The sequence below is a fragment of the Croceicoccus sediminis genome (assembly GCF_007570835.1).
Taxonomy (GTDB): Bacteria; Pseudomonadota; Alphaproteobacteria; order Sphingomonadales; family Sphingomonadaceae; genus Croceicoccus; species Croceicoccus sediminis.
Map to the genome: position 1 here is coordinate 183,954 of NZ_SUNC01000003.1, position 24,015 is coordinate 207,968.

23 protein-coding genes are annotated in these 24,015 nt (G+C 61.5%); 13 read left to right on the forward strand and 10 right to left on the reverse strand.

Features of this window, described 5'->3' with window-relative positions; translation table 11 throughout:
- Window positions 1-342: 342 nt before the first annotated feature.
- From FAX90_RS11545 to FAX90_RS11565, 5 genes are all read left to right on the forward strand, one after another.
- Window positions 343-1,098 (forward strand): SDR family NAD(P)-dependent oxidoreductase, encoded by a 756-nt coding sequence (locus FAX90_RS11545; protein WP_144097572.1) that lies wholly within the window; start codon window positions 343-345, stop codon window positions 1,096-1,098.
- A gap of 9 nt (window positions 1,099-1,107) precedes the next feature.
- Window positions 1,108-1,878 (forward strand): SDR family oxidoreductase, encoded by a 771-nt coding sequence (locus tag FAX90_RS11550; protein ID WP_144097573.1) that lies wholly within the window; start codon window positions 1,108-1,110, stop codon window positions 1,876-1,878.
- Window positions 1,879-1,924: 46 nt separating this feature from the next.
- Window positions 1,925-3,322 carry an FAD-binding oxidoreductase gene (locus tag FAX90_RS11555; protein WP_144097574.1) on the forward strand — a complete coding sequence of 466 codons (1,398 nt, stop codon included), beginning with the start codon at window positions 1,925-1,927 and terminating at the stop codon, window positions 3,320-3,322.
- Window positions 3,323-3,393: 71 nt separating this feature from the next.
- Window positions 3,394-4,263, forward strand: a complete 870-nt coding sequence (locus tag FAX90_RS11560) for a fumarylacetoacetate hydrolase family protein (RefSeq protein ID WP_144097575.1) — start codon at window positions 3,394-3,396, stop codon at window positions 4,261-4,263.
- Between the two features lie 10 nt (window positions 4,264-4,273).
- On the forward strand, window positions 4,274-5,029 hold the full coding sequence (locus tag FAX90_RS11565) for an SDR family NAD(P)-dependent oxidoreductase (protein ID WP_170234964.1): 756 nt from the start codon (window positions 4,274-4,276) through the stop codon (window positions 5,027-5,029).
- 279 nt (window positions 5,030-5,308) lie between these two features.
- Here the strand turns inward: FAX90_RS11565 and FAX90_RS11570 are convergent, their stop codons facing one another.
- The 3 genes from FAX90_RS11570 to FAX90_RS11580 form a co-directional block, all read right to left on the reverse strand.
- Window positions 5,309-6,478, reverse strand: coding sequence for an alpha-hydroxy acid oxidase (locus FAX90_RS11570; protein ID WP_144097577.1), 1,170 nt, complete (start codon window positions 6,476-6,478; stop codon window positions 5,309-5,311).
- A gap of 78 nt (window positions 6,479-6,556) precedes the next feature.
- On the reverse strand, window positions 6,557-7,186 hold the full coding sequence (locus FAX90_RS11575) for a flavin reductase family protein (protein WP_144097578.1): 630 nt from the start codon (window positions 7,184-7,186) through the stop codon (window positions 6,557-6,559).
- 336 nt (window positions 7,187-7,522) lie between these two features.
- On the reverse strand, window positions 7,523-9,319 hold the full coding sequence (locus FAX90_RS11580; RefSeq protein WP_144097579.1) for a pyrroloquinoline quinone-dependent dehydrogenase: 1,797 nt from the start codon (window positions 9,317-9,319) through the stop codon (window positions 7,523-7,525).
- A 491-nt stretch (window positions 9,320-9,810) separates the two neighbouring features.
- Between FAX90_RS11580 and FAX90_RS11585 the strand changes: the two genes are divergently transcribed.
- From FAX90_RS11585 to FAX90_RS11595, 3 genes are all read left to right on the forward strand, one after another.
- The gene (locus tag FAX90_RS11585) at window positions 9,811-10,233 is read left to right on the forward strand and encodes a hypothetical protein (protein WP_144097580.1); all 423 of its coding nucleotides are present in this window, start codon (window positions 9,811-9,813) and stop codon (window positions 10,231-10,233) included.
- A 114-nt stretch (window positions 10,234-10,347) separates the two neighbouring features.
- Complete coding sequence (locus tag FAX90_RS11590; protein WP_144097581.1) at window positions 10,348-11,511, forward strand: FAD-dependent oxidoreductase; 1,164 nt, start codon at window positions 10,348-10,350, stop codon at window positions 11,509-11,511.
- Between the two features lie 140 nt (window positions 11,512-11,651).
- On the forward strand, window positions 11,652-12,353 hold the full coding sequence (locus FAX90_RS11595) for a VIT1/CCC1 transporter family protein (RefSeq protein WP_144097582.1): 702 nt from the start codon (window positions 11,652-11,654) through the stop codon (window positions 12,351-12,353).
- Window positions 12,354-12,366: 13 nt separating this feature from the next.
- Here the strand turns inward: FAX90_RS11595 and FAX90_RS11600 are convergent, their stop codons facing one another.
- From FAX90_RS11600 to FAX90_RS11615, 4 genes are all read right to left on the reverse strand, one after another.
- Window positions 12,367-12,837, reverse strand: a complete 471-nt coding sequence (locus FAX90_RS11600; RefSeq protein WP_144097583.1) for a MarR family winged helix-turn-helix transcriptional regulator — start codon at window positions 12,835-12,837, stop codon at window positions 12,367-12,369.
- A gap of 30 nt (window positions 12,838-12,867) precedes the next feature.
- The gene (locus tag FAX90_RS11605) at window positions 12,868-15,192 is read right to left on the reverse strand and encodes a bifunctional salicylyl-CoA 5-hydroxylase/oxidoreductase (protein WP_144097584.1); all 2,325 of its coding nucleotides are present in this window, start codon (window positions 15,190-15,192) and stop codon (window positions 12,868-12,870) included.
- A gap of 83 nt (window positions 15,193-15,275) precedes the next feature.
- Window positions 15,276-15,791, reverse strand: a complete 516-nt coding sequence (locus tag FAX90_RS11610; RefSeq protein ID WP_144097585.1) for a MarR family winged helix-turn-helix transcriptional regulator — start codon at window positions 15,789-15,791, stop codon at window positions 15,276-15,278.
- Window positions 15,792-16,003: 212 nt separating this feature from the next.
- Window positions 16,004-16,456: a tRNA (cytidine(34)-2'-O)-methyltransferase gene (locus tag FAX90_RS11615; protein ID WP_144097586.1), complete on the reverse strand. Its 453-nt coding sequence runs from the start codon at window positions 16,454-16,456 to the stop codon at window positions 16,004-16,006.
- A 305-nt stretch (window positions 16,457-16,761) separates the two neighbouring features.
- Between FAX90_RS11615 and FAX90_RS11620 the strand changes: the two genes are divergently transcribed.
- Window positions 16,762-17,223: a FadR/GntR family transcriptional regulator gene (locus FAX90_RS11620; RefSeq protein ID WP_276612354.1), complete on the forward strand. Its 462-nt coding sequence runs from the start codon at window positions 16,762-16,764 to the stop codon at window positions 17,221-17,223.
- Between the two features lie 34 nt (window positions 17,224-17,257).
- Here the strand turns inward: FAX90_RS11620 and FAX90_RS11625 are convergent, their stop codons facing one another.
- Both FAX90_RS11625 and FAX90_RS11630 read right to left on the reverse strand, forming a co-directional pair.
- Entirely contained in the window at window positions 17,258-17,935 is a 678-nt protein-coding gene (locus tag FAX90_RS11625; RefSeq protein WP_144097588.1) for a nitroreductase, read from the reverse strand.
- Between the two features lie 35 nt (window positions 17,936-17,970).
- Window positions 17,971-18,681 (reverse strand): SDR family NAD(P)-dependent oxidoreductase, encoded by a 711-nt coding sequence (locus FAX90_RS11630; protein ID WP_144097589.1) that lies wholly within the window; start codon window positions 18,679-18,681, stop codon window positions 17,971-17,973.
- A 176-nt stretch (window positions 18,682-18,857) separates the two neighbouring features.
- On the opposite strand from FAX90_RS11630, the gene FAX90_RS11635 reads away from it, so the two are divergent.
- From FAX90_RS11635 to FAX90_RS11650, 4 genes are all read left to right on the forward strand, one after another.
- Window positions 18,858-19,238 (forward strand): DUF2147 domain-containing protein, encoded by a 381-nt coding sequence (locus FAX90_RS11635; protein WP_170234965.1) that lies wholly within the window; start codon window positions 18,858-18,860, stop codon window positions 19,236-19,238.
- Between the two features lie 255 nt (window positions 19,239-19,493).
- A complete protein-coding gene (locus FAX90_RS11640) occupies window positions 19,494-20,531 on the forward strand; it encodes an FUSC family protein (protein WP_144097591.1) in 1,038 nt (345 codons plus the stop codon).
- Between the two features lie 115 nt (window positions 20,532-20,646).
- A complete protein-coding gene (locus tag FAX90_RS11645; RefSeq protein ID WP_205700680.1) occupies window positions 20,647-21,366 on the forward strand; it encodes a DUF6629 family protein in 720 nt (239 codons plus the stop codon).
- A gap of 198 nt (window positions 21,367-21,564) precedes the next feature.
- The gene (locus FAX90_RS11650) at window positions 21,565-22,890 is read left to right on the forward strand and encodes an APC family permease (RefSeq protein WP_144097592.1); all 1,326 of its coding nucleotides are present in this window, start codon (window positions 21,565-21,567) and stop codon (window positions 22,888-22,890) included.
- A 111-nt stretch (window positions 22,891-23,001) separates the two neighbouring features.
- On the opposite strand, the gene FAX90_RS11655 is transcribed toward FAX90_RS11650, so the two are convergent.
- Window positions 23,002-23,967: an alpha/beta hydrolase family protein gene (locus tag FAX90_RS11655; RefSeq protein WP_240704877.1), complete on the reverse strand. Its 966-nt coding sequence runs from the start codon at window positions 23,965-23,967 to the stop codon at window positions 23,002-23,004.
- Window positions 23,968-24,015: the final 48 nt, after the last annotated feature.

Consider the following 24,015-nt stretch of genomic DNA (forward strand, 5'->3'; position numbering starts at 1 on the left):
TTAATGACATCACCAATTTTTATTGGCGCTGTTTTCGCGAACCAGGCGTGTCATCGGCAGGCCGGATAACCGGCCCTTCCCTTTCATTCCAGCCTTTCTTTCCCGTCGCCCCAACCCTTCCACAACGGTTGACACCCCGCATAAATTAGTTTGACTCGGAATTGGCGACACGCATAGTCTCTCCAAGCAATAAGCGCTGCGCAGACGGCGTGGATGGAGAGCAAGCATGAAAGCGGACATCGTATCCCGCCGGGCCAGCACCGGTCCGCGCGGAAACGCAGGCACCATTGCCAACTTCGAAGACAGCACGGCCAATGTCCGCACCATTCAGGCGATCCGCCCATGAGCCGGCTTGCAGGGCGCGTCGCGCTGGTAACCGGCGGGCTGAGAGGGATCGGCCTGTCCTGCGTCGAACGACTGCTTGATGAAGGCGCGTCGGTGATGATCGGCGACCTGGCCGACGCGGAAGACGTCGACCTTTCCGCCTACGGCGAGAACGTGGATTACGTCCGCCTCGACGTCGCCGACGAGGATGCCTGGACCAACGCGGTCGCCTCGATCGAGGCGCGGTTCGGCAGGCTCGACATCCTGGTGTCGAACGCGGGGATCGGGACCCCATGCGCGCTGCGCGAGGAAACGCTGGAAAACTGGCGCAAGACGATAGCCGTCAACCTCGACGGCACGTTCCTGGGCACCAAGCATTGTGCCGACCTGCTGGCAAAAAGCGGACGCGACTGGAAAGGCGGCGCCAGCATCGTGAACATCTCCTCGATGATGGGACTGATCGCGCTGCCGAAAGGCGGGCCCTATAACGCCAGCAAGGGCGGCGTTCGCCTGTTCACCAAGGTCGCCGCGCTGGAATTTGCCGAAGACAAGATGCCGATCCGCGTCAACTCGGTGCACCCCGGCTTTGTCGCGACCGAACTGTTCGCCGCCTTCCCCGACGAACTGAAAGCCTTCATGACCTCGTCCACGCCCTTGGGCCGCGTGGCCCAGACCGAGGAAATTGCCGCCGTCGTCGCGTTCCTTGCCTCCGACGATGCAAGCTTCGTCACCGGATCGGAACTCGTCGTCGATGGCGGCTATACCGCGAAATAGGAGATCGTCATGGGTGGAGTTCTGGAAGGCACTGTCGCGCTGGTAACGGGTGCGGGCGGCGGTATCGGTTCCGCCACGGTGAAGGCTATGATGGATGCAGGTGCCGAGGTGATCGCAACCGATCTTCAGGCACCGGCGGGCGGAACACTGTCGCTGGCGCACGACGTCACCGATCAGGCGCAGTGGCAGCAGGTCGCCGACACGATCCGGGACCGCTGGGGCAGGCTCGACGTGCTGGTCAACAATGCCGGCACGGTCAAGATCGCCTCGATCGAACAGACCACGATAGAGGACTGGCGGCGCATGATGGCCGTCAACGCCGAAGCCATCCTGCTGGGCCACCAGGCGATGCTGCCGCTGCTTCGCGAAGCGGGTAAGAACCGGGAGGGCGGCGCCTCTATCGTCAACATTTCGTCGGTCAGCGGCCTGGTCGGCAATGCCTTTGCCGCGGCCTATGGCGCCAGCAAGGCCGCGGTCCGGCTGTTCTCCAAGGCGGCAGCGCTCGAATTCGCGGCGCTCGGCTACAACATCCGCGTGAATTCGGTTCACCCCGGCGGGGTCGAAACGGACATGAGCGAGCTGATCTGCCAGACGTTCGTCGACATGGGGATGGCCCCCGACATGGCGGCGGCACGAGCGGATTCGGCGCGGCTGCAACCGATCGGCCGCACCGGCAAGCCGAGCGAAATCGCCAATGCCGTCGTGTTCCTGAGTTCGACAGCGGCCAGTTTCATCACCGGTTCCGAAATGGCCGTCGACGGCGGCTGGACAGCGGGATGAAGCGCGATAGCCGCCCCGCTGAGTACGTCCCTGCAAGGGGGATGGCATGACAGCGCGCCCGGACACGCCAGCCTCGGGAATAGAGGCGGCGCTGGTCGAACTCGAAGCGTTGCTGGGTGACAGGTTGAGCACTTCTGCCGGCGTGACGCGGCAATATGCATCGGGCGAATCTTTCCCCGCCGCTTATCCGCCTGACGGCGTCGCCTTTCCAACCTCGACCGAGGAAGTGAGCCAAATCGCGGCGATTTGCCATCGCCACCGCATGCCGATGGTGCCCAGCGGTGCGGGGACGTCGCTGGAAGGGCACATCGCGGCGCCGTTCGGCGGGCTGGCGATCAATTTTGCGCGGATGAACCGCATCCTGCACGTGGACGGCGCCGATCTCGATTGCACCGTCGAACCGGGCGTCACGCGTGAGCAGCTCAATATCCACCTTCGCGATTCCGGTCTGTTTTTTCCCATCGACCCCGGTGCCGATGCCTCGATCGGCGGCATGGCTTCGACCCGCGCATCGGGCACGAATGCCGTCCGCTATGGCACGATGGCGCACAACGTTCTGGGACTGACCGTGGTGCAGCCGGACTGCACCGTCATCCGCACGGGAGGACGGGCGCGCAAGTCATCGGCAGGATATGATCTGACGCGGCTCTATGTCGGCTCTGAAGGCACGCTGGGCATCATTACCGAGGTCAAGCTGCGGCTTTACGGCATTCCGGAATCCATCCTTTCGGCCACTTGCAGCTTCGATACCTTGGAAGGCGCGGTGGACACCGTGATGCAGACCATCCAGATGGGCATCCCCGTCGCACGTGTCGAGTTCATGGACGAAACGCAGGTTCGCGCATGCAATGCCTTCTCCGCGCTCGGCCTGCCGGAAAAACCGCACCTCTTCTTCGAATTCCATGGCAGCCCCGCCGGGACCGAGGATCAGGCCGGCACCGTGGCCGCACTGGTGCAGGAAAACGGTGGCAGCCCGCTTGCATGGGCGACCTCGACCGAGGATCGCAATCGCCTGTGGAAGGCCCGGCACGACGCCTATCACGCCAATCGCGCCATACGCCCCAATGCCACGCTCTGGCCTTCCGACATCGCTGTCCCGATCAGCGAATTGCCCGCCAGTGTCCTGGCCGTTCGCGCGGACATCGAACGCAACGGGCTATGCGCCCCCATCGTCGGCCATGTCGGTGACGGCAATTACCACGTCTCCTTCATGATCGATCCCGACGACGCAGACGAAAAACGCCGCGCCGAGGAAGTCTATTCGCGCATGATCCGCGCCGCATTGGCCGTGGGCGGCACGTGCACCGGAGAACATGGCATTGGCATGATGAAACAGGCCTATCTCGTGGAGGAAACGGGCGCCGAGGCCGTGGCCACCATGCGCGCGGTAAAACAGGCGCTCGACCCGCTGAACCTGATGAATCCCGGCAAGATTTTCGCCTAGAGAGCAATAACCCGAGGTGCCCTTTCGCACGGCACCCGCGATTACGAACGCATTGAACAAGGAACGAATCGATGAAACTGGCGACCTATAGTGTGGACGGCAAGGAACAGCTGGGCGTCGTCGTCGGCGATGGCGTCGTGTCGATCGCGAAACACCTGCCCGATGCGCCCCGGACCATGATCGAACTTGTGCAGAACTGGTCGCAGTACGCAGGGCCAGTAGGCGAACTGCAGGGCCGCGCTGCGGACGTGGATCTTGATGCGGTACGCCTGTGCGCGCCGGTGCCGCGTCCGGGCAAGGTGCTGGCCATCGGCCTGAATTACAAGGACCATATCGCGGAAACCGGGATGGAAACGCCCGACCAACAGACGTGGTTTGCCAAGATGCCGACTTCGGTCGCAGGCCCATACGATGCAATCGAACTGCCGGCCGTTTCCGACGACCTCGATTACGAGGCGGAGCTTGTCATGGTGATCGGCAAGCGCGCACGCAACGTCCCGCGCGATCGCGCGCATGAGGTGATTTTCGGCTTCTGCACCGGCAACGACGTTAGCGTGCGGGACTGGCAGCTTCGCGTGTCGCAATGGATCGTCGGCAAGTCGTTCGATACCCACGCGCCTTTCGGCCCCTGGATCACCACATCGGATGAAACCGACGGAAGCGACCTGGGCATCCGCTGCCTGGTGAACGGCGAAGTGCGGCAATCTTCGAATACGAGACACCTGCTGTTCGATTGCCTCGCGCAAATCGAAATGCTGAGCCAGGCCATGACGCTGGAGCCCGGGGACGTGATCTTTACCGGCACGCCCGGCGGCGTGGGCATGGGCAGCAAGCCGCCAGCCTATCTGAAGGCCGGCGATGTCGTCCGCGTCGAGATCGACACGCTGGGCCATATCGAAAACCGGGTCGTGCCCGGATCGACCACGACGATCATCGAATAGTCGCGCCGTCATGGCGGATCGGCTGAAGGATAAAGTGGTCCTCGTGACCGGTGCGGCAAGGAACCTTGGCGCGGTGTTCGCGCGCAAGATCGCAGGCGAAGGCGCGCACGTTTTCCTTGCCGATATCCTTGCCGACCAGCTCGAGCAGACAACGGCGGACGTGGCCGCGCGTTACGGCAAGGCATCGGCGATCCCGCTTGATGTCACGCAGGAGGATTCCTGGATCGCGGCCATGCGCACGGTGGAAGATAAGGCTGGCAGGCTCGACGTCCTGGTGAACAACGCGGGGCTTTTCGCCTCTGCCAGGATCCAGGACCAGCCTCTCGACGAATGGGAACGCTGTTTCGCGGTCAACGCGCGCGGCACGTTTCTCGGCTGCAAGCATGCGCATCCCTTGCTCAAGAAGTCCGGCGGCGGTGCCATCGTCAATATCTCATCCAGCTGGGGCCTGACCGGGCGCGCGAATTTCGGCGCTTATTCCGCGGCGAAGGCAGCGGTACGCATGTTGACCAAGTCGGCGGCGGCGGACTTTGCCGAAGACCGCATCCGGGTAAACTCGATCCATCCGGGCGTGCACGAAACGGACCTTAGCCGTGATTTTCTGGCCGACCCGCAGCAGCGCGAATTCCTTCTGGGCAAAGTGCCGCTCGATCGGGCGGGCGACCCCGAGGAACTGGCAAACGCCGTGATCTTCTTCGCCAGCGACGAGACTCCCTACATGACCGGCGCGGAGCTTGCCGTGGATGGCGGCTACACGGCGATCTGACGCGGCGTCCGGCATCTGAGATTGGCGAGTGCCGCTTGCACTGCCGCACGGGTGGGGAGCGACGGAAACGCCGCCCGCATCTGCGCTGCCAAAGGACGCGCAGCAGCAATCGGGCAGGTTCAGGTCATCCGGGAACGTCGTTGATCGACGCCGACACGCAGCCGGAGTCTGCCTCTCTCACTTGTTTTCGGCGACAGGCTTTTCTGCACCTCTCCCTATCCCGAAGGAAGGTATGGAGAGTTATGGGGTCTGACAATTAATTCACGTTATCACGTGCCATCATGTGCCCGTCACGGCCCCTTGTCGCCAACGCAGATGGTCGCGATTCAACTGCCCGACACTGCTCGCCCCCATAAGCGTCATGCCGCGCTCTATCTCGTCCTTCAGCAGGCCAATGGCGCGTTCGACCCCTGCCTGCCCGGCCGCGGCGAGCGCATAGAGATAGAGCCGTCCGCCCGATGCACAGGTCGCCCCGGCCGACAAAGCCTTCAACACGTGCGTACCGCGCCGGACGCCGCCGTCGCAGATAATCTCGACCTCTCCGCCAACAGCATCGACGATCTCGGTCAGTTGATCGAAAGGCGCACGGCTTCCGTCCAGTTGCCGGCCTCCGTGGTTGGAAATCATGATCGCATCGGCGCCGATCTCCACCGCGCGGCGGGCATCGGCCGCGCTCATGATACCCTTGAGGCAAAAGGCACCGCCCCAATCGTCCCGCAACTGTTCGGCCATTTTCCAGTCGAGGCCGGGTTCCAGCATGGAACTGGAATAATCGGCGATGGAGATCGGCTTTCCGGTTCCCTCCTGCACATGGGTGTCAAGGTTCGGCAGGGCGAATTTCTCGCGCAACAGGTAGTTCAACGCCCATGCGGGCTTTGCCGCATAGGAAAGCGCCGATGACACGGTGAAGCGCGGCGGGGAGGTAAAGCCGCTGCGGGCGCAGCGTTCGCGCTTACCGCCGACGATGGTATCGACGGTAAGGGCCACGGCATCGAAATTCGCCGCCTTGCAACGCTCGACCATCGCACGGTTCAGGCTCCGGTCCCGGTGATAGTAGAACTGGAACAACTTGGGCGTCGTCACCATCGCCCCGATCTCTTCGATGCTCACGGTCGAAAGGCTGGAAATTCCGAACCAGAGCCCGAATTTCTCGGCCGCCCGCGCGATCGCGCGTTCACCTTCCCAATGAAACAGCCGTTGCAGCGCGGTAGGTGAAAGCATGAGAGGCAGAGCGCTCTGGCGCCCCATGACCGTGACCGACGCATCGGTACTCGCGACCCCTGCCAGCACGTTGGGGACCAGGTCGCAATCGGCAAACGCATCCGTATTGCGCCGCATCGCAATCTCGTCATCGGCGCCGCCGTCGATGTAATCGAAGACCGGCCAGGGCAAACGCCGTTTCGCAAGACGGCGAAAATCATCGATATTGTGACAGTCGGAAAGGTTCATGGCCAAACCTAACCCGTTCTTGATGCCCCTAGCAATATGACGCGATGTCTTGGCGAAGGAACGGCACCCTTGTGAGGGTCACCGGCTCTCATCGACCTTGGGCCGGTACATCGTGAACTTGCCTTCGCTGCCGATGGCCCAATAGTCACCGGCATAGCCCGCACGCAGGATCGGTTCGGCGCGGTCGGTCTGGAACAAGCCGTCGGCCAGGTATTCCTCCGCCAGGTGAACCGCGACGATTTCGCCGATGACCATCCAGCTATCGGCTTTCACGTCATTGAGCCCCTTCAATTGCTGGATGCTGACCATGCGGCATTCGAGGCATGCAGGCGCATCGGCAACGCGCGGTACGTCGATTTCCATGCAGTCCGCCTTGGCCAGTCCGGCGCGCTCGAACTCGTCCACGTCGGGTTCGAAAGCGCCCGACGTGAGGTTCACCTGTTCCGCCAGCGGGCGCGTCGCAAGGTTGCATGCGAATTCGCCGCGCGCAGCGATATTGGTGACGCTGTCCTTGTAACCGGTGCTGCTGAACATCACCAGCGGCGGCCTGTCGTTGATCATGTTGAAGAAGCTGTAGGGCGCCAGATTGGCGACGCCGCTGTCCGATAGCGTGGAAATCCACCCGATGGGGCGGGGTCCGATAATGGCCTTCAACGGATTATGGCGAAGGCCGTGCCCCTCGCTCGATCGGTAGGAATGCCAGTTCATCGCGTCGCTCCATCCATGCTTTTCGGGGCGGCTTCATTTCGGCCGTCGCTGCGTAAAATCTACGGTTCGGGTTTCCGCCCGCTTATCAGCGATTTCGCATACTACAACCGCCTCCGTCTTCGGTCTGCATACGCATACCGCGATCATGAGCGCGACAAAACTGAAGCTGCGATTGCCATGGCACCGAGCCGGAACCGGAAGGTCTAGCCCTTCCCGTCCGTTCGCTACGGCCCGACTATGGCATAAAACAAAGTGCCGCCGACGACCGAACCTGAGGGGAAGGGTTCGAAGTCGCCGACGGCACTTTGGTCATTCGGCTGTCGTTGTTGCAGCTTTTCAGCTGTTCGGCAGGCCGAAGACGTAGAGTTTGGCCGTACCGTTCTTCGTCGGCCAGATGGGAGAGGTCATGCCGGTCGCGACCGCGATGCGCTGGCCGCCCGAGGGTGCCTCGTAGCTGATCACCCCGCCTGCAACGGCGGTCTTGGCATCGTAGTGGTACAGCTCGTCACCCGTCGCGGTGTTGAGCGCATAGATATTGCCGCCCATATCACCGAAGAAGGTAACCCCGCCCGCAGTCGGCGTGACGCCGCTGGTCACCGGGTAGTTGAGGTGCGCGCGCCAGCTCCATTCGCCGGTATCGGCGTCGAGCGCATAGACCCAGCCGCCCCAGGTCTTGTCGCTTTGCTCGGCCCGGCCGAAGGTATTGAGCGGGTTGATCGATGCCATGCCGGTCCAAGGCGTGCCGTTCTTCTGCTGCGCCAGGTCTTTCGGCTCGTCGAGCGTGACCGAGTAGCACCAGTCGACCTGCCCGGTCAGGATCAGGTTGTTCGTCGGGGCATAGGACGGGCTGTTCCATTCGGCGCCGCCGACCGTGCCGGGGCAGAAGCTGACTTTCTTGCCCACGGCGAACCGTTCGTCGGGATTCTTGCGCGTGGTCGCGGCAACCTTGTAAACCAGCTTGCCCGTCGCGCGGTCGAAGCCATAGACTTGTCCGTCCTTGGGCGTCGCCACCAGAAGGTCCTGTCCGCCGCGTGTCTTGGCGATGATCGGCGCGTTCGACACGTCCCAGTCGTGCCAGTCCTGGTTCGTGGCCAGGTAGTTCTGCCTGACTTTGCCGGTTTCGGCATCGACCGCCAGGACCGAGCCGGAATAGAGGTTGTCGCCTTCGCGGACGGAAATATCGAAATCGGGCGCGGGGTTGCCGCCCGGGATGTAAAGCGTGCCGCTGGCCGGATCGATCGTGTAGTGGGTCCAGGTGCCGCCACCGCTGATCGGGATGCCCTTGCCGGTCTTCCAGGTGCTGCCATCAAGCGGCGTATTGACCAGCGGGCCACGCGTCTTGTCGCCCTTCTGATAGGGGACGAGATAAAGCTCCCAATCGATCTTGCCGGTCTTGGCGTCGAGGGCATACATGCGGCCCTTCACGCCCTTGTTGTCACCGCCAGCGGTCCCGACGAAGACCTTGCCCTTCCAGAAGAGCGGCGCCGAAGGGACGGATTCCCCGATCGATGCGTCGGCGATGTTGGTGGTCCACAGCTTCTTGCCGGTCTTGAAATCGTAGGCGATGACGTCGCCGTCTTCCATCCCGCGATAAAGCGTGCCGTCGCCATAGGCCGCGCCGCGGTTCACGAGGATACCGGAATCGGGCACGTTTTCGTGCGTGCGCCAGACTTCCTTGCAGTTGTCGGGATCAAGCCTGATGATGTCTTTCTGCGTGGTGATCACCAGCGCGCCGTCCACCATGATCGGCCCGGTTTCGAAGGCGACAAGATCACCGGTGTCGTAGGAGCACTTGACCTCAAGCGCCGCCGCGTTGGCAGGGGTGATTTCCCCCAGCGGAGAGAAACGGTCGCCGGACGGCGTGCGGTTGTAGCTTGGCCACTGGCCGGAAAGCGGATCGGACGTGGGCACCGCCGACGTATCGGTCGTCGCGCCATTGCCGCCACCGGCATCGGCGTTGCGTTCGATCGTAATCGTCCCGTCCGGGGCGGTCAGCGTGCGAATTTCGTTGAGCGCGAGGCCGCCGTACTTGCGCACTTCGGCCGGGCTCGTCTTGTAATAATAATAGAACCCGCCTGCGGCGACTACGGCAATGGCGGCAACGCCCAGGGTTATCTTTCCAGCCTTGTTCATCTGCTTCCCACTTTCCTGCAACTTTCAAGTGGCGCCATCTGCTGGCGCCTGCCTGGTTCCGGAAATGCAAACGACGTGCCAATCATCAAGTAACTGATTTTATTTACGATTTTTAGGGAATGTCTACCCGAACGGGAGAGACTGGTTGATTTCCCCCAAGTGACTGGTGGTTTTCAACCATCGGTAATCGCCCCCTCCCCTGATCCGGCTCTCTAAAGGCAAAAACGGTAAATCCCGGTGCCCGGCCGGACCCGCTGCTCAGCCGGACATCGCCTTTGAGTCATATGGCGATGGGTTTTCACGACGGGCTTGGGCCGACTGGTTCAAATCACCCGGAAGCGCGGTGGCTTTGAACCAAATCGAATGCTGGTCTTGGATCGGTTTTCAGGAAATACGACTGAAATCAATGACATAGAAAAATGGCACGGTGTTTGCTGAGTACCCGGCATCACCAACACAGGCTTCCATTGTTCGAAGACAGGAGACAGACCATGACAACCCGTACCACGAAATTTTTCGCCCTTGCTGCCGCTTCGGCAATACTGCTCGGCGCTGCCGGTCCGGCCGCCGCGGAAACGATGCGCACCGAAGGGCCGATGCCATCTGATCCGCTCATGCAGTGGGCAGACCAGATGCTGCCCCGCAACGAATTCGCTCTCACATCCGACCAGGACATCGAACTCGTCCGCTTCACGACACCGCGCGACATCGAGATCTGCGCAGCCCGCTCCAATCCCGACAGCATCGACGGTAACGTCAACACGGTTCCTATCCAGGTTAGCTGGGACAGCGACGTCGGGACGATCTGGCCCGGCAACTGCCTCGCGTTCGACGCCAAGCAGGTCAAGATCAAGCCCGCCGGACCTCTTCCCGACAATTCGGAACTCATCGGCACGGTGAGGGTCATCCACTGATATCAGCCCCCGGTGAACCGGAGCCCCTTGGTTTCCCCTCCCTCGGGGCCCGGTTCACCACCCTTTTTTCCCGCCTCGATCCAAGAGTTAAGTGACGCAAGAAGGAGGCCAACCGTGGCCGAGTTTCCAGAAACAACCGACGTGCTGATCGTAGGAGCCGGACCCAGCGGCCTTGCGCTGGCATGTGAGCTATGCCGCCTTGGCGTAAGCCCGGTTATCGTGGACCGGTTGGCGGCAGGCGCGAATACATCGCGCGCAGCAGTCATTCACGCCCGTACGCTCGAAGTCCTGGATTCGCTCGGTATCGTCGAAGACCTGCGAGCGCGAGGCGTGATCGTTCCGATCTTTCGGATCAGGGACAAGGAACGGATATTGATGGAGGCCGATTTCAGGTCCCTCGATACCAACTACCCGTTCACGCTCATGTGTCCGCAGGACCAGACCGAGACAGTCCTACTGAACCGGCTCGAGGAGCTTGGCGGCCAGGTGCTGAGACCTGTCGAGGCGACAGCCGCAAGAGAAATTGACGACGAAATAGCGGTCACACTCGACGATGGCGCGCGGTCGCGGGTGATAAGGACGAAATGGCTTGTGGGCTGCGACGGCGCTCATAGCCGTATCCGGGAGATTTTCGGGATACCGTTCGAAGGCGGAAGCTACGAAGAAAGCTTTATCCTTGCCGATGTCCGCATGAACTGGCCGATCACGCGCGATGAGGTCAGCCTCTTCTTTTCCCCGGATGGCCTGCTTGTCGTTGCTCCACTGCCGGATGACCGCTTTCGCATCGTCGCGACAGTCGCCGAAGCACCTGAGAATCCCGGCCGTGAAGTTATCGAATCCCTGCTCGCTCAACGGGGCGTAAGCGGCGCCGCGCCGCACGTTGAAGATCTGGTCTGGAGCTCAAGATTCCATATCCAGCATCGTATCGCAGGTTCGCCGATGCAGGGGCGCGTTCTGCTTTGCGGAGATGCGGCCCATGTGCACAGTCCAGCCGGCGGACAAGGTATGAACACCGGCATTCAGGACGCGGTCTCACTTGCCGATCCGCTGCGGGCGGCAATTGCCGGTGGATCGAATTCGGGTCTGACGGACTGGGCGCAAAGCCGGCATTCGATTGCGCAGAACGTCGTCGAAACGACGGACAGGATGACCCGAGCAGCGACACTGAAGTCGGGCCCTGCACGGCATGTGAGAAACACTCTGCTCATGCTCGTGGATCACATTCCGGGTGCTTCCACGCTCGTCGCCCGAAAGCTGGCTGAACTGGATAACCGCTGAGGAAGCGAGAAGGTGAATGCGAGCAGCAGGTTGCCATTACAAGGTGGCGGATGGGAACCAGACTGCCGCTCTCCACCCCATTTCTAAGATCGGTTAAACATCGTTGACGATCACCCAAATGATGGCTCTATCCCTTCGTAATGAGCAGATGCCCGGTTCACAAAGAAAGACACAGACTTGCCATCGGAGGGTCGCTCAGGGCGGCCGCGCTGGGGGCGAACGACGGAATCGTTTCGGTTTCCAGCCTGTTGCTGGGAATCGCGGCTGCATCCGGGGATCGCACGCACATCCTGATTGGCGGCGTCGCGGCGCTGGTCGGCGGGGCGATGTCGATGGCGGCGGGCGAATATATCTCGGTCAGCGCCCAACACGACCTCGAAGAAGCAGAGCTGAGCAAGGAACGCCAGGAACTGGCTGACGATCCGGAGGCCGAGGAAGCGGAGCTGGCCGGAATCTATGAAACGAGAGGACTGTCGCAGGACCTCGCCGCGCAAGTGGCACGGCAATTGATGGCGGCAGATCCCTTGGCCGCCCATGCACGCGACGAACTGGGTATTTCAGAGCAATTGAAGGCAAGGCCGATATCCGCCGCCCTGTCTTCCGCCACGAGTTTTACCGCAGGAGCGATCCTGCCCCTGTCGGCGGCCTATTTCGCGCCTGCCGGTTCTGTCGAACCGGTCATCCTGGCCAGTTGCATCCTCGCCCTCGTGTTGCTGGGCTACCTCGCCGGTAAAGCGGGTTCGCAGGTGACGCTTCGCGGCATTTCCCGCGTGGTGTTCTGGGGCGTAGCGGCGATGGGCGTTACCTGGCTGACGGGGCATCTGTTCAGTTACTTCGGGTGAACGGATTGCCAAGTCAGTCGGCAGATCCCTTGTCCTTACGGCGAAGTTCGCCGAGAATTTCGTAAAGCAGCGTCAAGCGATCCTCCGGCATGTGGGCCATGCTCGCCTCTATCCATTCGTGGTGCGCTTGCGCCTGTTCCTCGAACGCCGCGCGCCCGGCCGCGGTGAGCTGCACGAAAGTGGTCCGGGCATCCTGCGCGCTGCGGACGGAGTTTATCCAGCCCCGGTCCTGCAACTGGCGCACAAGAGCGGTGACATTGCCGTTCGAAACCAGCAGCGATGACGACAACTGCCCCATGGTCAGCCCTTCCCCGCCCGCTCGGTCGAGCGCGGCAAGGACATCGAAGCGAGGAAGGGTCGTGTCGAAGTCCACGATCATCTTGCGGCGCAGACGCTTTTCAACGGTCATCGTATAGCGCAGCAGGCGCAGCCATACCCGCACTTCCAGTGCACCGTCAGGGCGACCAGCCTTGTTCTCTCGCATCGTGCCTACTCCTGTGCGCAGTCGTCTCGTTCATGCGTGCATGCTCTCCTCCATCTCCTGACGGCGACGGAAAAGCTGCCGCAGCTGTGCCTGACCGGGAGCATAAGCGAAAGGCACGCGAAACGCTTTATTCTGCGCCTCTGCCGCGGCCCGCGCAGTCCATGCCGGATCACTGAGGTGCGGCCGCCCGATGGCGACAAGGTCGGCGCGTCCGGCGATCAGGATCGAATTGGCCTGGTCGCGTTCGGTGATATTGCCGACCGCGATGGTTGGTATGTGCGCTTCGTTGCGGATGCGGTCGGCGAACGGCGTCTGATACAGGCGGCCATAGACCGGCTTTGCATCGGGCGATATCTCGCCGCTTGAAACGTCGACGATATCGACGCCTGCCGATTTCAGCATCGCGGCGATCTCAACCGCGTCATGCGGCTGAATTCCCGCATCGCCCATCCAGTCTGACGCAGAGATGCGCACGGCGATGGGTTTGGACGCAGGCAAGGCCTCGCGCACGGCTGCGACGATCCGCAGGGTAAGGCGCATGCGGTTTTCCAGCGATCCGCCGTAGTCGTCCGTGCGCTGGTTCAAAACCGGCGTGATGAAGCTGGACAACAGGAAACCGTGCCCGGCCTGAATCTCGACCATGTCGAAGCCGGCCTGATTGGCGCGGCGCGCGGCATCGGCAAAGGCGCCTACGACCCGGTCGATATCGGCAAGAGACATTTCCTTCGGGATGGTCCCGTCCCTGCTCCACGGAGTGGTGCTTGCCGAAAGAATCTCCCAGGGGTCCTCCATCGGAACGTCGTAGGCCGGGTGTTCGCGGTCCGGCACCTGGCAAGCGGCCCTGGGCCCGGCATGACCGAGCTGAATGCCCGTCTTCGCGCCGCCCTGTTCATGGATCGCGCGGTTGATGCGCGCCCAGCCGTCGATCTGATCGTCGTTCCACAGCCCCGGACACGCCGGCGTCGGCCGTCCTTCCGGCGAAACCGCGACCATCTCCGTCATCACCAGCCCGGCACCGCCAAGGCCGCGTGCGATATAGTGCGCGGTATGGAAATCGGTCGTCCTGCCTTGCGCGTCGCAGCTGTAAGTCAGCATCGGGGCGACGACGATCCGGTTGTCGAGGTGCATCCCGCCCAACTGATAGGGCAGGAACATGGGTTCGGTCGGGCGCTCGCCCTCGCCCGTATCGGCCTCGCCCGCGAACCAACGCTCGACCTCGGCCAGCCAGGCGCCATCGCGTTCGCGCAGGTTGTCGTGGCTGATCCTCTGGCTTCGCGTCATCAGCGAGTATGTGAATTGCGGAAGGTCGAAATCGAGATAGCGATCGAGCGTCTCGAACCACTCGGTCGAATTGCGGGCGCTGTTCTGGATTTTCAGCACTTCCAGCTGGCGCACCTCCTGGTACTCTTCGAGCGCTGCAGCCATCGTCGCCCGGTTGTCGAGGCCGGGCCGGTCGAGAACTTCGGCAAGCTTCATCGCATCTTCCAGCGCCAGCTTCGTCCCCGAGCCGATCGAGAAATGCGCCGTATGGGCAGCGTCACCCAACAGGACGACATTGTCGAAGGACCACTTGTGGCACAGCACGCGCCGGAAATTGATCCACGCCGCCGATCCGCGCAAGTGGCTGGCGTTGGTCAGCAGGGCGTGGCCATCAAGATGCCGGGCGAAGATTTTCTCACACGCCGCGATCGATTCGTCCTGGCTCAAATGTTCGAACCCGAAGGCATCCCAAGTTTCCTGCGAACATTCGACGATGAACGTCGAGTGCGTATCGTCGAACCGATAGGCATGCGCCCAGATCCAGCCATGCTCGGTCTGTTCGAAGATGAAGGCGAAGGCATCGAACATCCGCGTCGTGCCAAGCCACATGAACTTGTTCTCTCGCACCTGGATGTCGGTGTCGAACCTGTCCTCGAACCGGTTGCGGACCTGGCTATTGATGCCGTCGGCCGCGACGATCAGGTCGTAATCCGACCAGGGCTCCAGATCGCCGTCGAACTGGTATTCGAAATGCAGGTAGATCCCCAGTTCACGGGCGCGTTCCTGCAGGATGACCAGCAACTGCTTGCGCCCGATGCCGATAAACCCGTGGCCGCCCGACTTCATCGAACGGTCGCCGACGACCACTTCGATATCGTCCCAGTGCGCGAAACGGTCGATGATCGTCCTGGCGCTGACCGGATCGTTGCCGGTCAGGTTTTCAAGCGTCTGATCCGAAAAGACCACGCCCCATCCGAACGTGTCTCCGGCCTTGTTGCGTTCGAAAACGTGGATTTCGTGCGCAGGCTCGCGAAGCTTCATCGAAATGGCGAAATAGAGCCCTGCCGGCCCTCCACCCAGACATGCAATACGCATTTGGCCTATCCTTCTCAGATTATTTCATACCTAAAATAATTAGTCGTCACTGTCAGCCCCCGCCCCAGACTCAGGTCCGAAACTTACACGGTGCTGGCGAGCTTGCGCGCTCTCGGCGCGTCCTGAATTGCCGGCTCTTCGAGGTTGTCGTGAAGCTGGTCGAGCATCCTCAAGAGCGAGGACAGTTCTCGCTCGCTGAAGCCTTTCACGGCGCGCTGGTAGAACGGCGCCGTAATGGTCCGCGCCTCGCGAAGCTTGGTCAGGCCATCGTCGGTCATGTCGATTTGCGTGACCCGCCTGTCACTCTCACTGGTCGAGGTAAGGACCAGCCCTGCCCGCTTCATCCGCTCGATCAGGCGGGTTAGCGTCGAGATATTGATGAAGCACAACTCGGCCACCTTGGCTGCCGGAAGCGGCGATGTTTCACCAAGGATCAGCAGCACGCGCCAGGCGAGAACCTCCAGATCGATCTTGCGCAGCTCCGCCTCGATCAGCCGGTTATAGCGGCTTGCAGCGCGGTTGAGCCGATAAAACGGATAACTCTCGACCTCGAACAATTCAGAGGCCGGGTCGCCGCGATGCTTCAGGGAAACTGCCATGATCCTCATCTCGCCAGAACTGACCATGGCATAACCAAAACAACTTGCATCTACAAGTGATATAACTTGCATACGCAAGTAAGTTGATAGCGAGGCTGCCTACTTGGCTGCCATCACCCCTACCGATCCGGTTGGACCAGCACGGTCGGCTGGGCGAATAGGGCTCGTCGGGGGCAGCACCGCGATCGCTCGCACGGCCCTCGCGCATCTGCTTACCGGGGCAGCGCGGTTGTCTGTCGCAAGGCTTCCCCGACCGCGAGCGCCGCCGACGTGGCGACGTTCAACGAACGAACTTCGGGCCGCATCGGAACACGAACTCTGGCGTGGCAAGCATCGGCGACGGAAAGTGGTACGCCTGCACTCTCCTTGCCGAACAGCAGGATGTCATCAGCCGTGTAGTCGAATTCGTAGGCCGATTGGGCGGCCTTTGTGGTGAACAGGATCAGCCTGCTCGACCCGGCCGTACGCATGAACGCATCAAATCCGGTGTGTCGTGCAATGGTGACGTGATCGATGTAATCCATAGCCGTGCGGCGAACACGTTTATCATCCCACGCAAAGCCCATCGGCTCGATCAGGTCCACCGCCACACCCATGCAGGCACCGAGCCTGAGGATGGCACCAACGTTTCCGGCGATTTCGGGTTCGAACAGGGCAATACGCATAGAGGACGATTGGCACCGGCCGGAAAGCCATGCAAGTCACGCATTGCCCGCAGGATAGCCTGTCGGTTCCACAGGCAGTCTTTGTCAGGCGATCCTTGCGCCAATCGTGCCGAGCGTTTCGAAGCGAGCCTGAACCAGTTGGCCGTTTGCGCTCTCGTGGACTCCAGTAATCGCGCCGGTGGTAATGTACTACCCCGCTTCGCCGGGGGATCAGAGGGGGCGCATTCGTCGGCAGCAGGGACACCCGCACCGTCACGCGGTCCATTACCGATCTTATTTTTCTGGGTGCGATCTCACTCGACGACCTGACCGAGGCACGCACCTGCCTGCTGTGCATTGCCGCCGAACAGGCAGCCGATCGCGGAACGGACGCGGATTTCGATGCGCTGGAGGCGAACATTCGCCAGGCCGAGCTATGTCGGGACGAGACCGATCTGCACAAGAAAGTCAGGCTCGTCGGCTCGTTTCACGAATACCTTGGGCGCGCTGTGCACAACGAAGTCCTGGCGTTGCTGATACAGTCGTTGACCGAAGTGGTGGCGCAGATCCTTTTGAAGACGCAGCCCGAGGTCTACGATCTGGTTATCGCGTCGCGGCGCAGTCTCCTCGCACACCTGCGTGCGCACGATCGCGTCGCCGCCGCTGCCGAGATGAAAACGCACATGGCGCAGCTTCAGGCCAAGGTGGCCGATCGCGCGCGTCAGCTTCACGACCTCGATCTCGTCGCTTCGTCAGCGATACAGGGCGAACGCCGCAACAAGCCCTGAAAGCCAGCACCGGCAGCGGGCTCAGAACCCTCGGCTAGCCATGCCAGGTAACCGCTTCATCGGCGCTCTGTCTCGTCGTTCGAAGCGTGTTGATCGCATGCGCCTTGTCCTCGTGGCCGAGTGCCATGCCGGCAACGACCATCATGTCCGCATCGAGGTTCAGCGTTCTTCGCAAGGTGTCGGGCCACAGCGCCCATGCAGCCTGCGGGCACGTGCCCAGTCCGTGTTCCACGGCAAGCAGCATCACCGTCTGCATCACGATGCCGAGGTCCATCCACTGCGCCGCGCCCATGCGCCGGTCTATCGTGAAAAACAGGCCGACCGGCGCTCCGAAAAACTGGAAGTTCTGCGACAGCTGCTTCAATCGCGCCGCCTTGTCCGTCCGCTCGACCCCGATCGTACGATAGAGGTCCTCGCCATTCTGGAACCGGCGGGTACGATAGGGGTCCCACAGGCTCTCCGGATAGATGGCGTGTTCGGGCACCTCGCTCTCGCCGGCCTCGTGCGCCAGTCGCATGGCCGATTTGAGCCGGTCCAGAGTATCGCCGCGAACGACATGGATGTGCCATGGCTGCAGGTTGCCGCCCGATGGCGCACACAGCGCCGCAGACAGGATCGCTTCCAGCGTTGCGTCCGGCACAGGCTCGGCCGTGAAAGCACGTATGGATCGCCGCGCCCGCACCGCCGCCTCTACTGACCTGTCATCGCTCATACCGCGCTCCACTTCTGCCTGTAACGCGGCTTGCCTTAGCTCTCGGCCGCTGGATCCCAGGCCCAATAGCGCGCCACCGCCCCTGCATCCACCCGCAAGTCGGTGCCCGTGATCATCGCCGCATCATCCGAGACGAGGAACGCCAGCGCGCGGCCGTAATCGCTAGGCTTGGGCAGCGGTTGCATCGGGATGCGCTTGCGGAACTTGTCGATCAGGGCTGCCATGCCCTCCGGCCTCTTCATGTCGCGGCCCCACTTGCCGGCGCGGTCGAACATTTCCCATGGATCGGTCGCCGTGGGGGTCAGGCTGACGACGCGGATCCCGTGCCGGGCCAGTTCCATGGCTGTCGACTTGGTGAAGTTCAGTAGCCCGCCCTTGGCCGTGCAATAGGCGATATTGCCGGGCTCTCCCTGATGACCGGCCGTCGAGATGATGTTGACGATCACCCCGCCTTCGCCGCAGTCGATCATCGCCTGCGCGGCATGCTTGGTGAACAGGAACGTGCCGCCGAGGATGATGTCGGTCTGCTGCCGCCACGCATCCAGAGGCATGTCGAGCACGCCCTTCTGGTTGAAGATCGCGGCGTTGTTGACGAGGATATCCACCCTGCCCAGTTCGGCCACGGCCCTTTGCACGGCGGCCTTGACCTGTGCCTCGTCGGTCACTTCGCAGGTTAAGCCTATCGCTTTGCCGCCTGCTGCGTTGACCGCCGCCGCGCAGTCGGACGCGTTCGCCTCTTCCTTCATCGGCTTGAGGCGGGCGTTGCATTCGGCGACAATTCGCCGTTAAGTCATCGTGAGGGCCGCCATGGCCTCGTCTGAATTCAGATCAACGAGAGAGCGGGAAGGCGGGCTCAACGATGGGTAGAGAAATGTCAGGGCGAGTTCGCGTTCTCTCGCTCGCTCTGTGTGCCGGTGCCGTGATGGCTGCGCCGGCCACGGCAAGGGGTCAGCAAGCCGAAGGCTCCAATCCGATACTGGGTGTCTGGCAAAACCCGGACGGAACAGTCGAGGTTCGGACGGAATACTGCGGAAGAAACCTGTGCGGCGTCGTTGTGACGGCATCGCCCAAGGCACAGGAAGATGCCCGACGCGCAGGGGTCGCCAATCTGGTTGGCACAGACCTCTTGCAGAGTTTCGTCCGCGTCGATTCAACTGCCTGGTCCGGAACGGCTTTCGTGCCTGACATGAACATCCATGTCGCGGCCCATATTTCGCTGATCGACGCCGATCATCTCAAGATTTCGGGCTGCGAATTCGGCGGTCTTGTCTGCAAGTCGCAGACCTGGTCCAAGGTCGATTGAAACCACCCTTCAAGAACAGGCAGCATGACCGCGCTCTATCGTTCACTGCGCCCGAGATGACTACCCGAGCATCAACCGATTGTTGCCACCCGGCTCCAGATCGCAACATGCGCTGACGGTCGCGATCGGTTTCGGAACTTTTGACCGGATCTGAGATTTGCAGCAGACCATAATCACGAACCACGGCGCTACGATCTTGACCACCCCGGTCAGCACGCGCGACAGTCGGCTAAACTCGGCAAGAGTGGACGTTGAATGAGCAATCCGCAAATCAACAGTGAATTTCAGCCGGAGCTGAACGATTCCGTGCCGCGGCAGGATCTGACTTCGCTAAAGTTCTGGTTGCTCGACGGCGATGCGACCCCCTGGAAATCGGTCGCGGTCAATTGCGTCGCGATCCTGATACCTCCGCTGGCGATCGGGCTTGCATTCGGGATGATTGCAGGCATCGGCGCATTCATGGGGGCGTTTCCAGGAACCATGGGCGCACGGCGAGCCGGCGTATTCTACACCGCGCCATTCGTTCTGCTGGCTGTGATCGCGGGCTATTTCACGCTCCACCACGAGGCATGGGCACCGGCCATCGGCGCGGGCCTAGCAATGGTCGCCGGACTGGCGGGGCGGCGCGGAATTTCCATGCCGGCGATCATCTCGATGGTGGTTTGGACGATATACACAGGCTCAATCCTCCCGGTCGACAAGGACCTGGTCATCGCCGCTGCCCAGATCGCTGGATTAGCGTGGAGCCTCACGATCATCAGACTGTTCGGAGGGGGCGGGGACGAGACCGATTCCAAGCCATCGCGCGCCTATGCGCTTATCTTTGGCGCCCTGTTCGCTGTCGGCATCGCCTTTGCCACGTGGGTTGGGCAGAACCTGCTGTCCGGACACGGCTTCTGGTTCCCCTTATGCCTCGCAATCCTGAGCCTGCCACCGCACACCCGATATTTCACCCGCGCCGCCAAACGCGTGATCGGCACGGCCATAGGTTGCGGGTTGGCCTATCTGATCGGGAGCATGGCACTGCCGCCTATGCTGGTGGCGGCGATCGCGATCACCGGATTTGTCTTCACCCAAAGATACATCCCCAAAACCCAGATCTTCGGATCTGCCTCGATTACCCTGGCGATCATCCTCATCGTCAGCGAACACTCTCCGTTGAAACAGCTCGCCGTCGCGCGATTGGTGGACTTCGCTGCCGGAGCGGGACTGGCTGCCTTGCTGGCGGGATGCGGAGTGGCCCTGCTCTATGTCTCGGACAAGGAAGCCTTGAGAGCATTGCAGCAGCACTAGGCGGGCACAGATGACGGGGATTTGTCGCGCGAATAAAGCATCAGGCCTGTTGCAAAGGTTTTTGCAGAGGCATTAACGAGGTGCGGTGTGTGGGTGCTTTCCTGCGATAAGAAGGTTGGGCGTTAACGTGTGCATTTCGGCGGAAGTGAATTTTGCTGCGGCGGCGATCATCGGAACGGTCGGAATTGCGACATTGCGACATGCGGAGCATCCGCGTGAAGTGCTGCTAGCCTCAATGCCGCTCCTGTTCGCGCTTCACCAGTTCATCGAAGGGTTTGTCTGGCTTGGGCTCGATCAGAAAATTGGCTCCCTGGCGTTGGAAAACTCGTCCTTGCTATTCGTTCTCTACGCGCAGGCGATATTGCCCTTTCTGATGCCCCTAAGCGTCCTGCTGATAGAGCGGGAGGGATGGCGGCGGAATGTCATCGGCGCGATCGTTGCAATCGCTTTCGGGCTGATGATCTATATGACGTATGGCGTGATGGGCTTCCAGACACAGGTCGCTGCGGAGCATCACTCCATCGCTTATCGCAATCCGGAAACCGAAAGCCTCGTAACCGGCGCTCTCTATATATTTGTCACCTGCGGTGCGCTGGTCCTGTCCGGGCACAAGGTCGTTCGCTGGTTCGGCATCCTCAATCTTGTCGGCCTGACTGTGGTGGCAATCGTAAAGCAGTATGCGTTTTCGTCTGTCTGGTGCCTCTATGCCGCCATCGTCAGCGTGATGCTCTATTGGCAGTTCAGGCAAGGAAACATCAGTTGGTCGCGGTATCGCACCAAAGATGCAGTGCAAGACCCGGCTTCCCTGGGCACCGCTGCAACTTCGACAGTCTGACGAGAACCCGCGCGACCTGAATGCTTCCCGCGCGAGTATGCGCGAATCGTGCAAATTCATGTTGTCTTTGGCAGGACCCCTCGTCAAAAAAGGGCTGAGGCCTTATGGCAGAGGCGCAAGAACAAGATAACACGCCTCCTCTTGGCCTTACCGTGGGAGATCGAATGGCGGTCTCTTGCTGATTGAGAGGCCGAATGCATGAACAAGACGGGCCGAGCCACGCTCTCTTTGGTCGAAGTTGTCTCGCTGGGTGTCGGGACGATGATTGGAGCGGGTATTTTTGCCCTGTTCGGACAAATCTCTACTTTGGCCGGCGGCTATGCATGGGCTGCGTTTCTTGTTTCAGGGCTCGTTTCCGCGCTGGCAGGCTATGCCTATTACGATCTCTCCAAAATCTCGAACAGCAATGGCGGCGTGGCCGAATATCTGACGCGCGGCTGGAACGGCGGCCTGATCGGCAGCGCGATTGCTTTCTGCTATTTTCTCTCCATCGCAATCGTCCTGGGCCTCGTGGCCGAGAGCTTCGGCCATTACACGGCAAAGGTCCTGTCGCTTGGCACGGGATGGGTGGACTATTTCGCCATCGGGGTGATGCTGGCGTTCCTGCTCGTCAATGCGCTTGGCATCAAGCTTATGGGGGTCGCAGAAAAGATCCTCGTGATCGCCAAGCTGATCGTTCTGGTCGGCTTTACGGCAATCGCCTTCACTCGGTTCGATGCCGCTACATATTCAGCGAACAACAGCGCGGTCAGCTTTGGCTTCGGCAATTTCATTAATGCTGTCGGACTTGCCAACCTTTCCTTTGCCGGCTTTGCAGTCATCGCGAATGCAGGCGGCAGCGTGGAGAGCAAGTCTGTCATAGCCAAGGCGATCCTTATCGCGATCCTGCTCGTCGGCGCTGTTTACATCGCTCTCGACGTGGCCGTCTTCGGCAGCATTGACCTGTCGACCATCGAAAGTGCCAAGGATTATGCCCTGGCCGCCGCCGCCAAGCCGGATCTTGGGACCACCGGCTTCCTCATCATCGGCATCACCGCGATGATTTCGACGATGACTAACATCAATGCCAACATCTTCTCCGGCTCGAACACCGTCAGTTACATGGCAAAACATAACGAGGTGAGCCAGGTACTGGCCCGGCCCGTTTTCCTGCGTCAGGGCAATATCGCAATGGTGGCGACTGTCGCCATCGTGATCGCAATGATCATGCTGCTGGACCTTTCGCAGATAGGCGATGTCGCAAGCGCGACCTTTCTGCTGGTGCACACGTTCATCCCGCTGGGCGCGATCTACAACAACCGGAACACCGCAGGCGGCCGCCTCGTGCTCCTGTGGCTGGGAGCGCTGCTGAACGGGGGGCTGTTGGCGTTTTTCCTGTGGCACCTGTCCGGAAAGAACGATCTCGAGCTTTATATCTTTGCAGGTGTCATCCTGTTCGCCGTGGTATTCACGGGCATCAACCGGAAGTTTCTGGGCAAGGTCTCGATCGAGACTGACAGCGACGAAGCGGCCCAGCCGTCTTAGGCAGGAAGCAAAGCCTGTAGAGCTCAGGCAGGCCGGTGGTCGATATCGGCGTGCAAACAATCATGGCAGGCGACCCATGGGTAGATCGCCATGCCCCCGATGGAGTAATCGTTACCAGCCACGTAAGTTCGCGTCTGGAAGCGATTTGCGCATCACGGTCCAGCCGGGTGCACGACACAGTTCGCACTCTTCGCCTGTGAACAGCATGCCCGCACAGATCGAGTGGCGGAGTTGCCAATCGAGCCAGGCGACCGCGACGCGCGCGCCTTCCCCGCCGTTCGGCTGCCGGAACGAACCGCCGTGGCCGACATCCTGACTGGCCAGGAAGACCGGCTGCGCTTCTATCGCGGCAAAGTCGTCGAGGGCATTCTGGTAGGCGATATCGATCTTCCCGCCCATGACGTAGAGCACCGGTGTATGGAGGCCCTGCAACAAGGTTCGACTGCCATCGACCCCGCCGACCATGAGCGTGTTGCCGACCGGAAAGGTGCCGCTGTTGTGCAGTATGACCGCCTTCACACGCGGATCGGCCGCAACGCGCAAGGCAAGAAGGCCGCCGCAGCTGCGCCCCGAGGCGGCGATCCGCCGTTTGTCGACAAGCCCGAAATAACGGCTGCCGCGCCGGGCGTTCTCGGCCAGCGCCCAGTCGATACCCGCCACCATATCGTCTGCGGTCACCGCTGCGTCAGGCAGCCCGCCATCGGCCGCAGGTTTGGCCACCGTTTCGCGCGCATTCTCGGCACCGGGCCCGCTCAGAATCTGCCCGGCCGCGATGACGAGGTAACCGTGGGAGGCGATCTCCAGCAGATGCAGGCGAGAGCTCGCCGCATCGGCGCTGCACCCGCCATTGCCCCAAACGACGACAGGCAGCTTGCGGCGATCCAGCCGGGAAAGATCCGCAGGCCGGTAGATGACATGGTCCGGCAGTGAGGGATCGACTTCCATGATCGCCGGATATTTCCCTGATCCGGGACCATTGGGCATCGCCGCGTAAGCATCCAGTTCTGCGTCGATGTCCTGCTGCTGAGCCGACGCGGGCGGAGCGGACCAGAGAGCCAGCCCTGCAAACGCGATCATGATCATCCGCACTGTCAAATCTCCTCGCGGCGTCTGCCTGAGCCCGGC

Excerpts from the sequence above, each read along its gene's own strand:
- FAX90_RS11545 (WP_144097572.1), top strand. The coding sequence starts at position 343 with ATGAGCCGGCTTGCAGGGCGCGTCGCGCTGGTAACCGGCGGGCTGAGA.
- FAX90_RS11550 (WP_144097573.1), top strand. The coding sequence starts at position 1,108 with ATGGGTGGAGTTCTGGAAGGCACTGTCGCGCTGGTAACGGGTGCGGGC.
- FAX90_RS11555 (WP_144097574.1), top strand. The coding sequence starts at position 1,925 with ATGACAGCGCGCCCGGACACGCCAGCCTCGGGAATAGAGGCGGCGCTG.
- FAX90_RS11560 (WP_144097575.1), top strand. The coding sequence starts at position 3,394 with ATGAAACTGGCGACCTATAGTGTGGACGGCAAGGAACAGCTGGGCGTC.
- FAX90_RS11565 (WP_170234964.1), top strand. The coding sequence starts at position 4,274 with ATGGCGGATCGGCTGAAGGATAAAGTGGTCCTCGTGACCGGTGCGGCA.
- FAX90_RS11570 (WP_144097577.1), bottom strand. The coding sequence starts at position 6,478 with ATGAACCTTTCCGACTGTCACAATATCGATGATTTTCGCCGTCTTGCG.
- FAX90_RS11575 (WP_144097578.1), bottom strand. The coding sequence starts at position 7,186 with ATGAACTGGCATTCCTACCGATCGAGCGAGGGGCACGGCCTTCGCCAT.
- FAX90_RS11580 (WP_144097579.1), bottom strand. The coding sequence starts at position 9,319 with ATGAACAAGGCTGGAAAGATAACCCTGGGCGTTGCCGCCATTGCCGTA.
- FAX90_RS11585 (WP_144097580.1), top strand. The coding sequence starts at position 9,811 with ATGACAACCCGTACCACGAAATTTTTCGCCCTTGCTGCCGCTTCGGCA.
- FAX90_RS11595 (WP_144097582.1), top strand. The coding sequence starts at position 11,652 with ATGAGCAGATGCCCGGTTCACAAAGAAAGACACAGACTTGCCATCGGA.
- FAX90_RS11600 (WP_144097583.1), bottom strand. The coding sequence starts at position 12,837 with ATGCGAGAGAACAAGGCTGGTCGCCCTGACGGTGCACTGGAAGTGCGG.
- FAX90_RS11605 (WP_144097584.1), bottom strand. The coding sequence starts at position 15,192 with ATGCGTATTGCATGTCTGGGTGGAGGGCCGGCAGGGCTCTATTTCGCC.
- FAX90_RS11610 (WP_144097585.1), bottom strand. The coding sequence starts at position 15,791 with ATGGCAGTTTCCCTGAAGCATCGCGGCGACCCGGCCTCTGAATTGTTC.
- FAX90_RS11615 (WP_144097586.1), bottom strand. The coding sequence starts at position 16,456 with ATGCGTATTGCCCTGTTCGAACCCGAAATCGCCGGAAACGTTGGTGCC.
- FAX90_RS11625 (WP_144097588.1), bottom strand. The coding sequence starts at position 17,935 with ATGAGCGATGACAGGTCAGTAGAGGCGGCGGTGCGGGCGCGGCGATCC.
- FAX90_RS11630 (WP_144097589.1), bottom strand. The coding sequence starts at position 18,681 with ATGAAGGAAGAGGCGAACGCGTCCGACTGCGCGGCGGCGGTCAACGCA.
- FAX90_RS11635 (WP_170234965.1), top strand. The coding sequence starts at position 18,858 with ATGGCTGCGCCGGCCACGGCAAGGGGTCAGCAAGCCGAAGGCTCCAAT.
- FAX90_RS11640 (WP_144097591.1), top strand. The coding sequence starts at position 19,494 with ATGAGCAATCCGCAAATCAACAGTGAATTTCAGCCGGAGCTGAACGAT.
- FAX90_RS11650 (WP_144097592.1), top strand. The coding sequence starts at position 21,565 with ATGAACAAGACGGGCCGAGCCACGCTCTCTTTGGTCGAAGTTGTCTCG.
- FAX90_RS11655 (WP_240704877.1), bottom strand. The coding sequence starts at position 23,967 with ATGATCGCGTTTGCAGGGCTGGCTCTCTGGTCCGCTCCGCCCGCGTCG.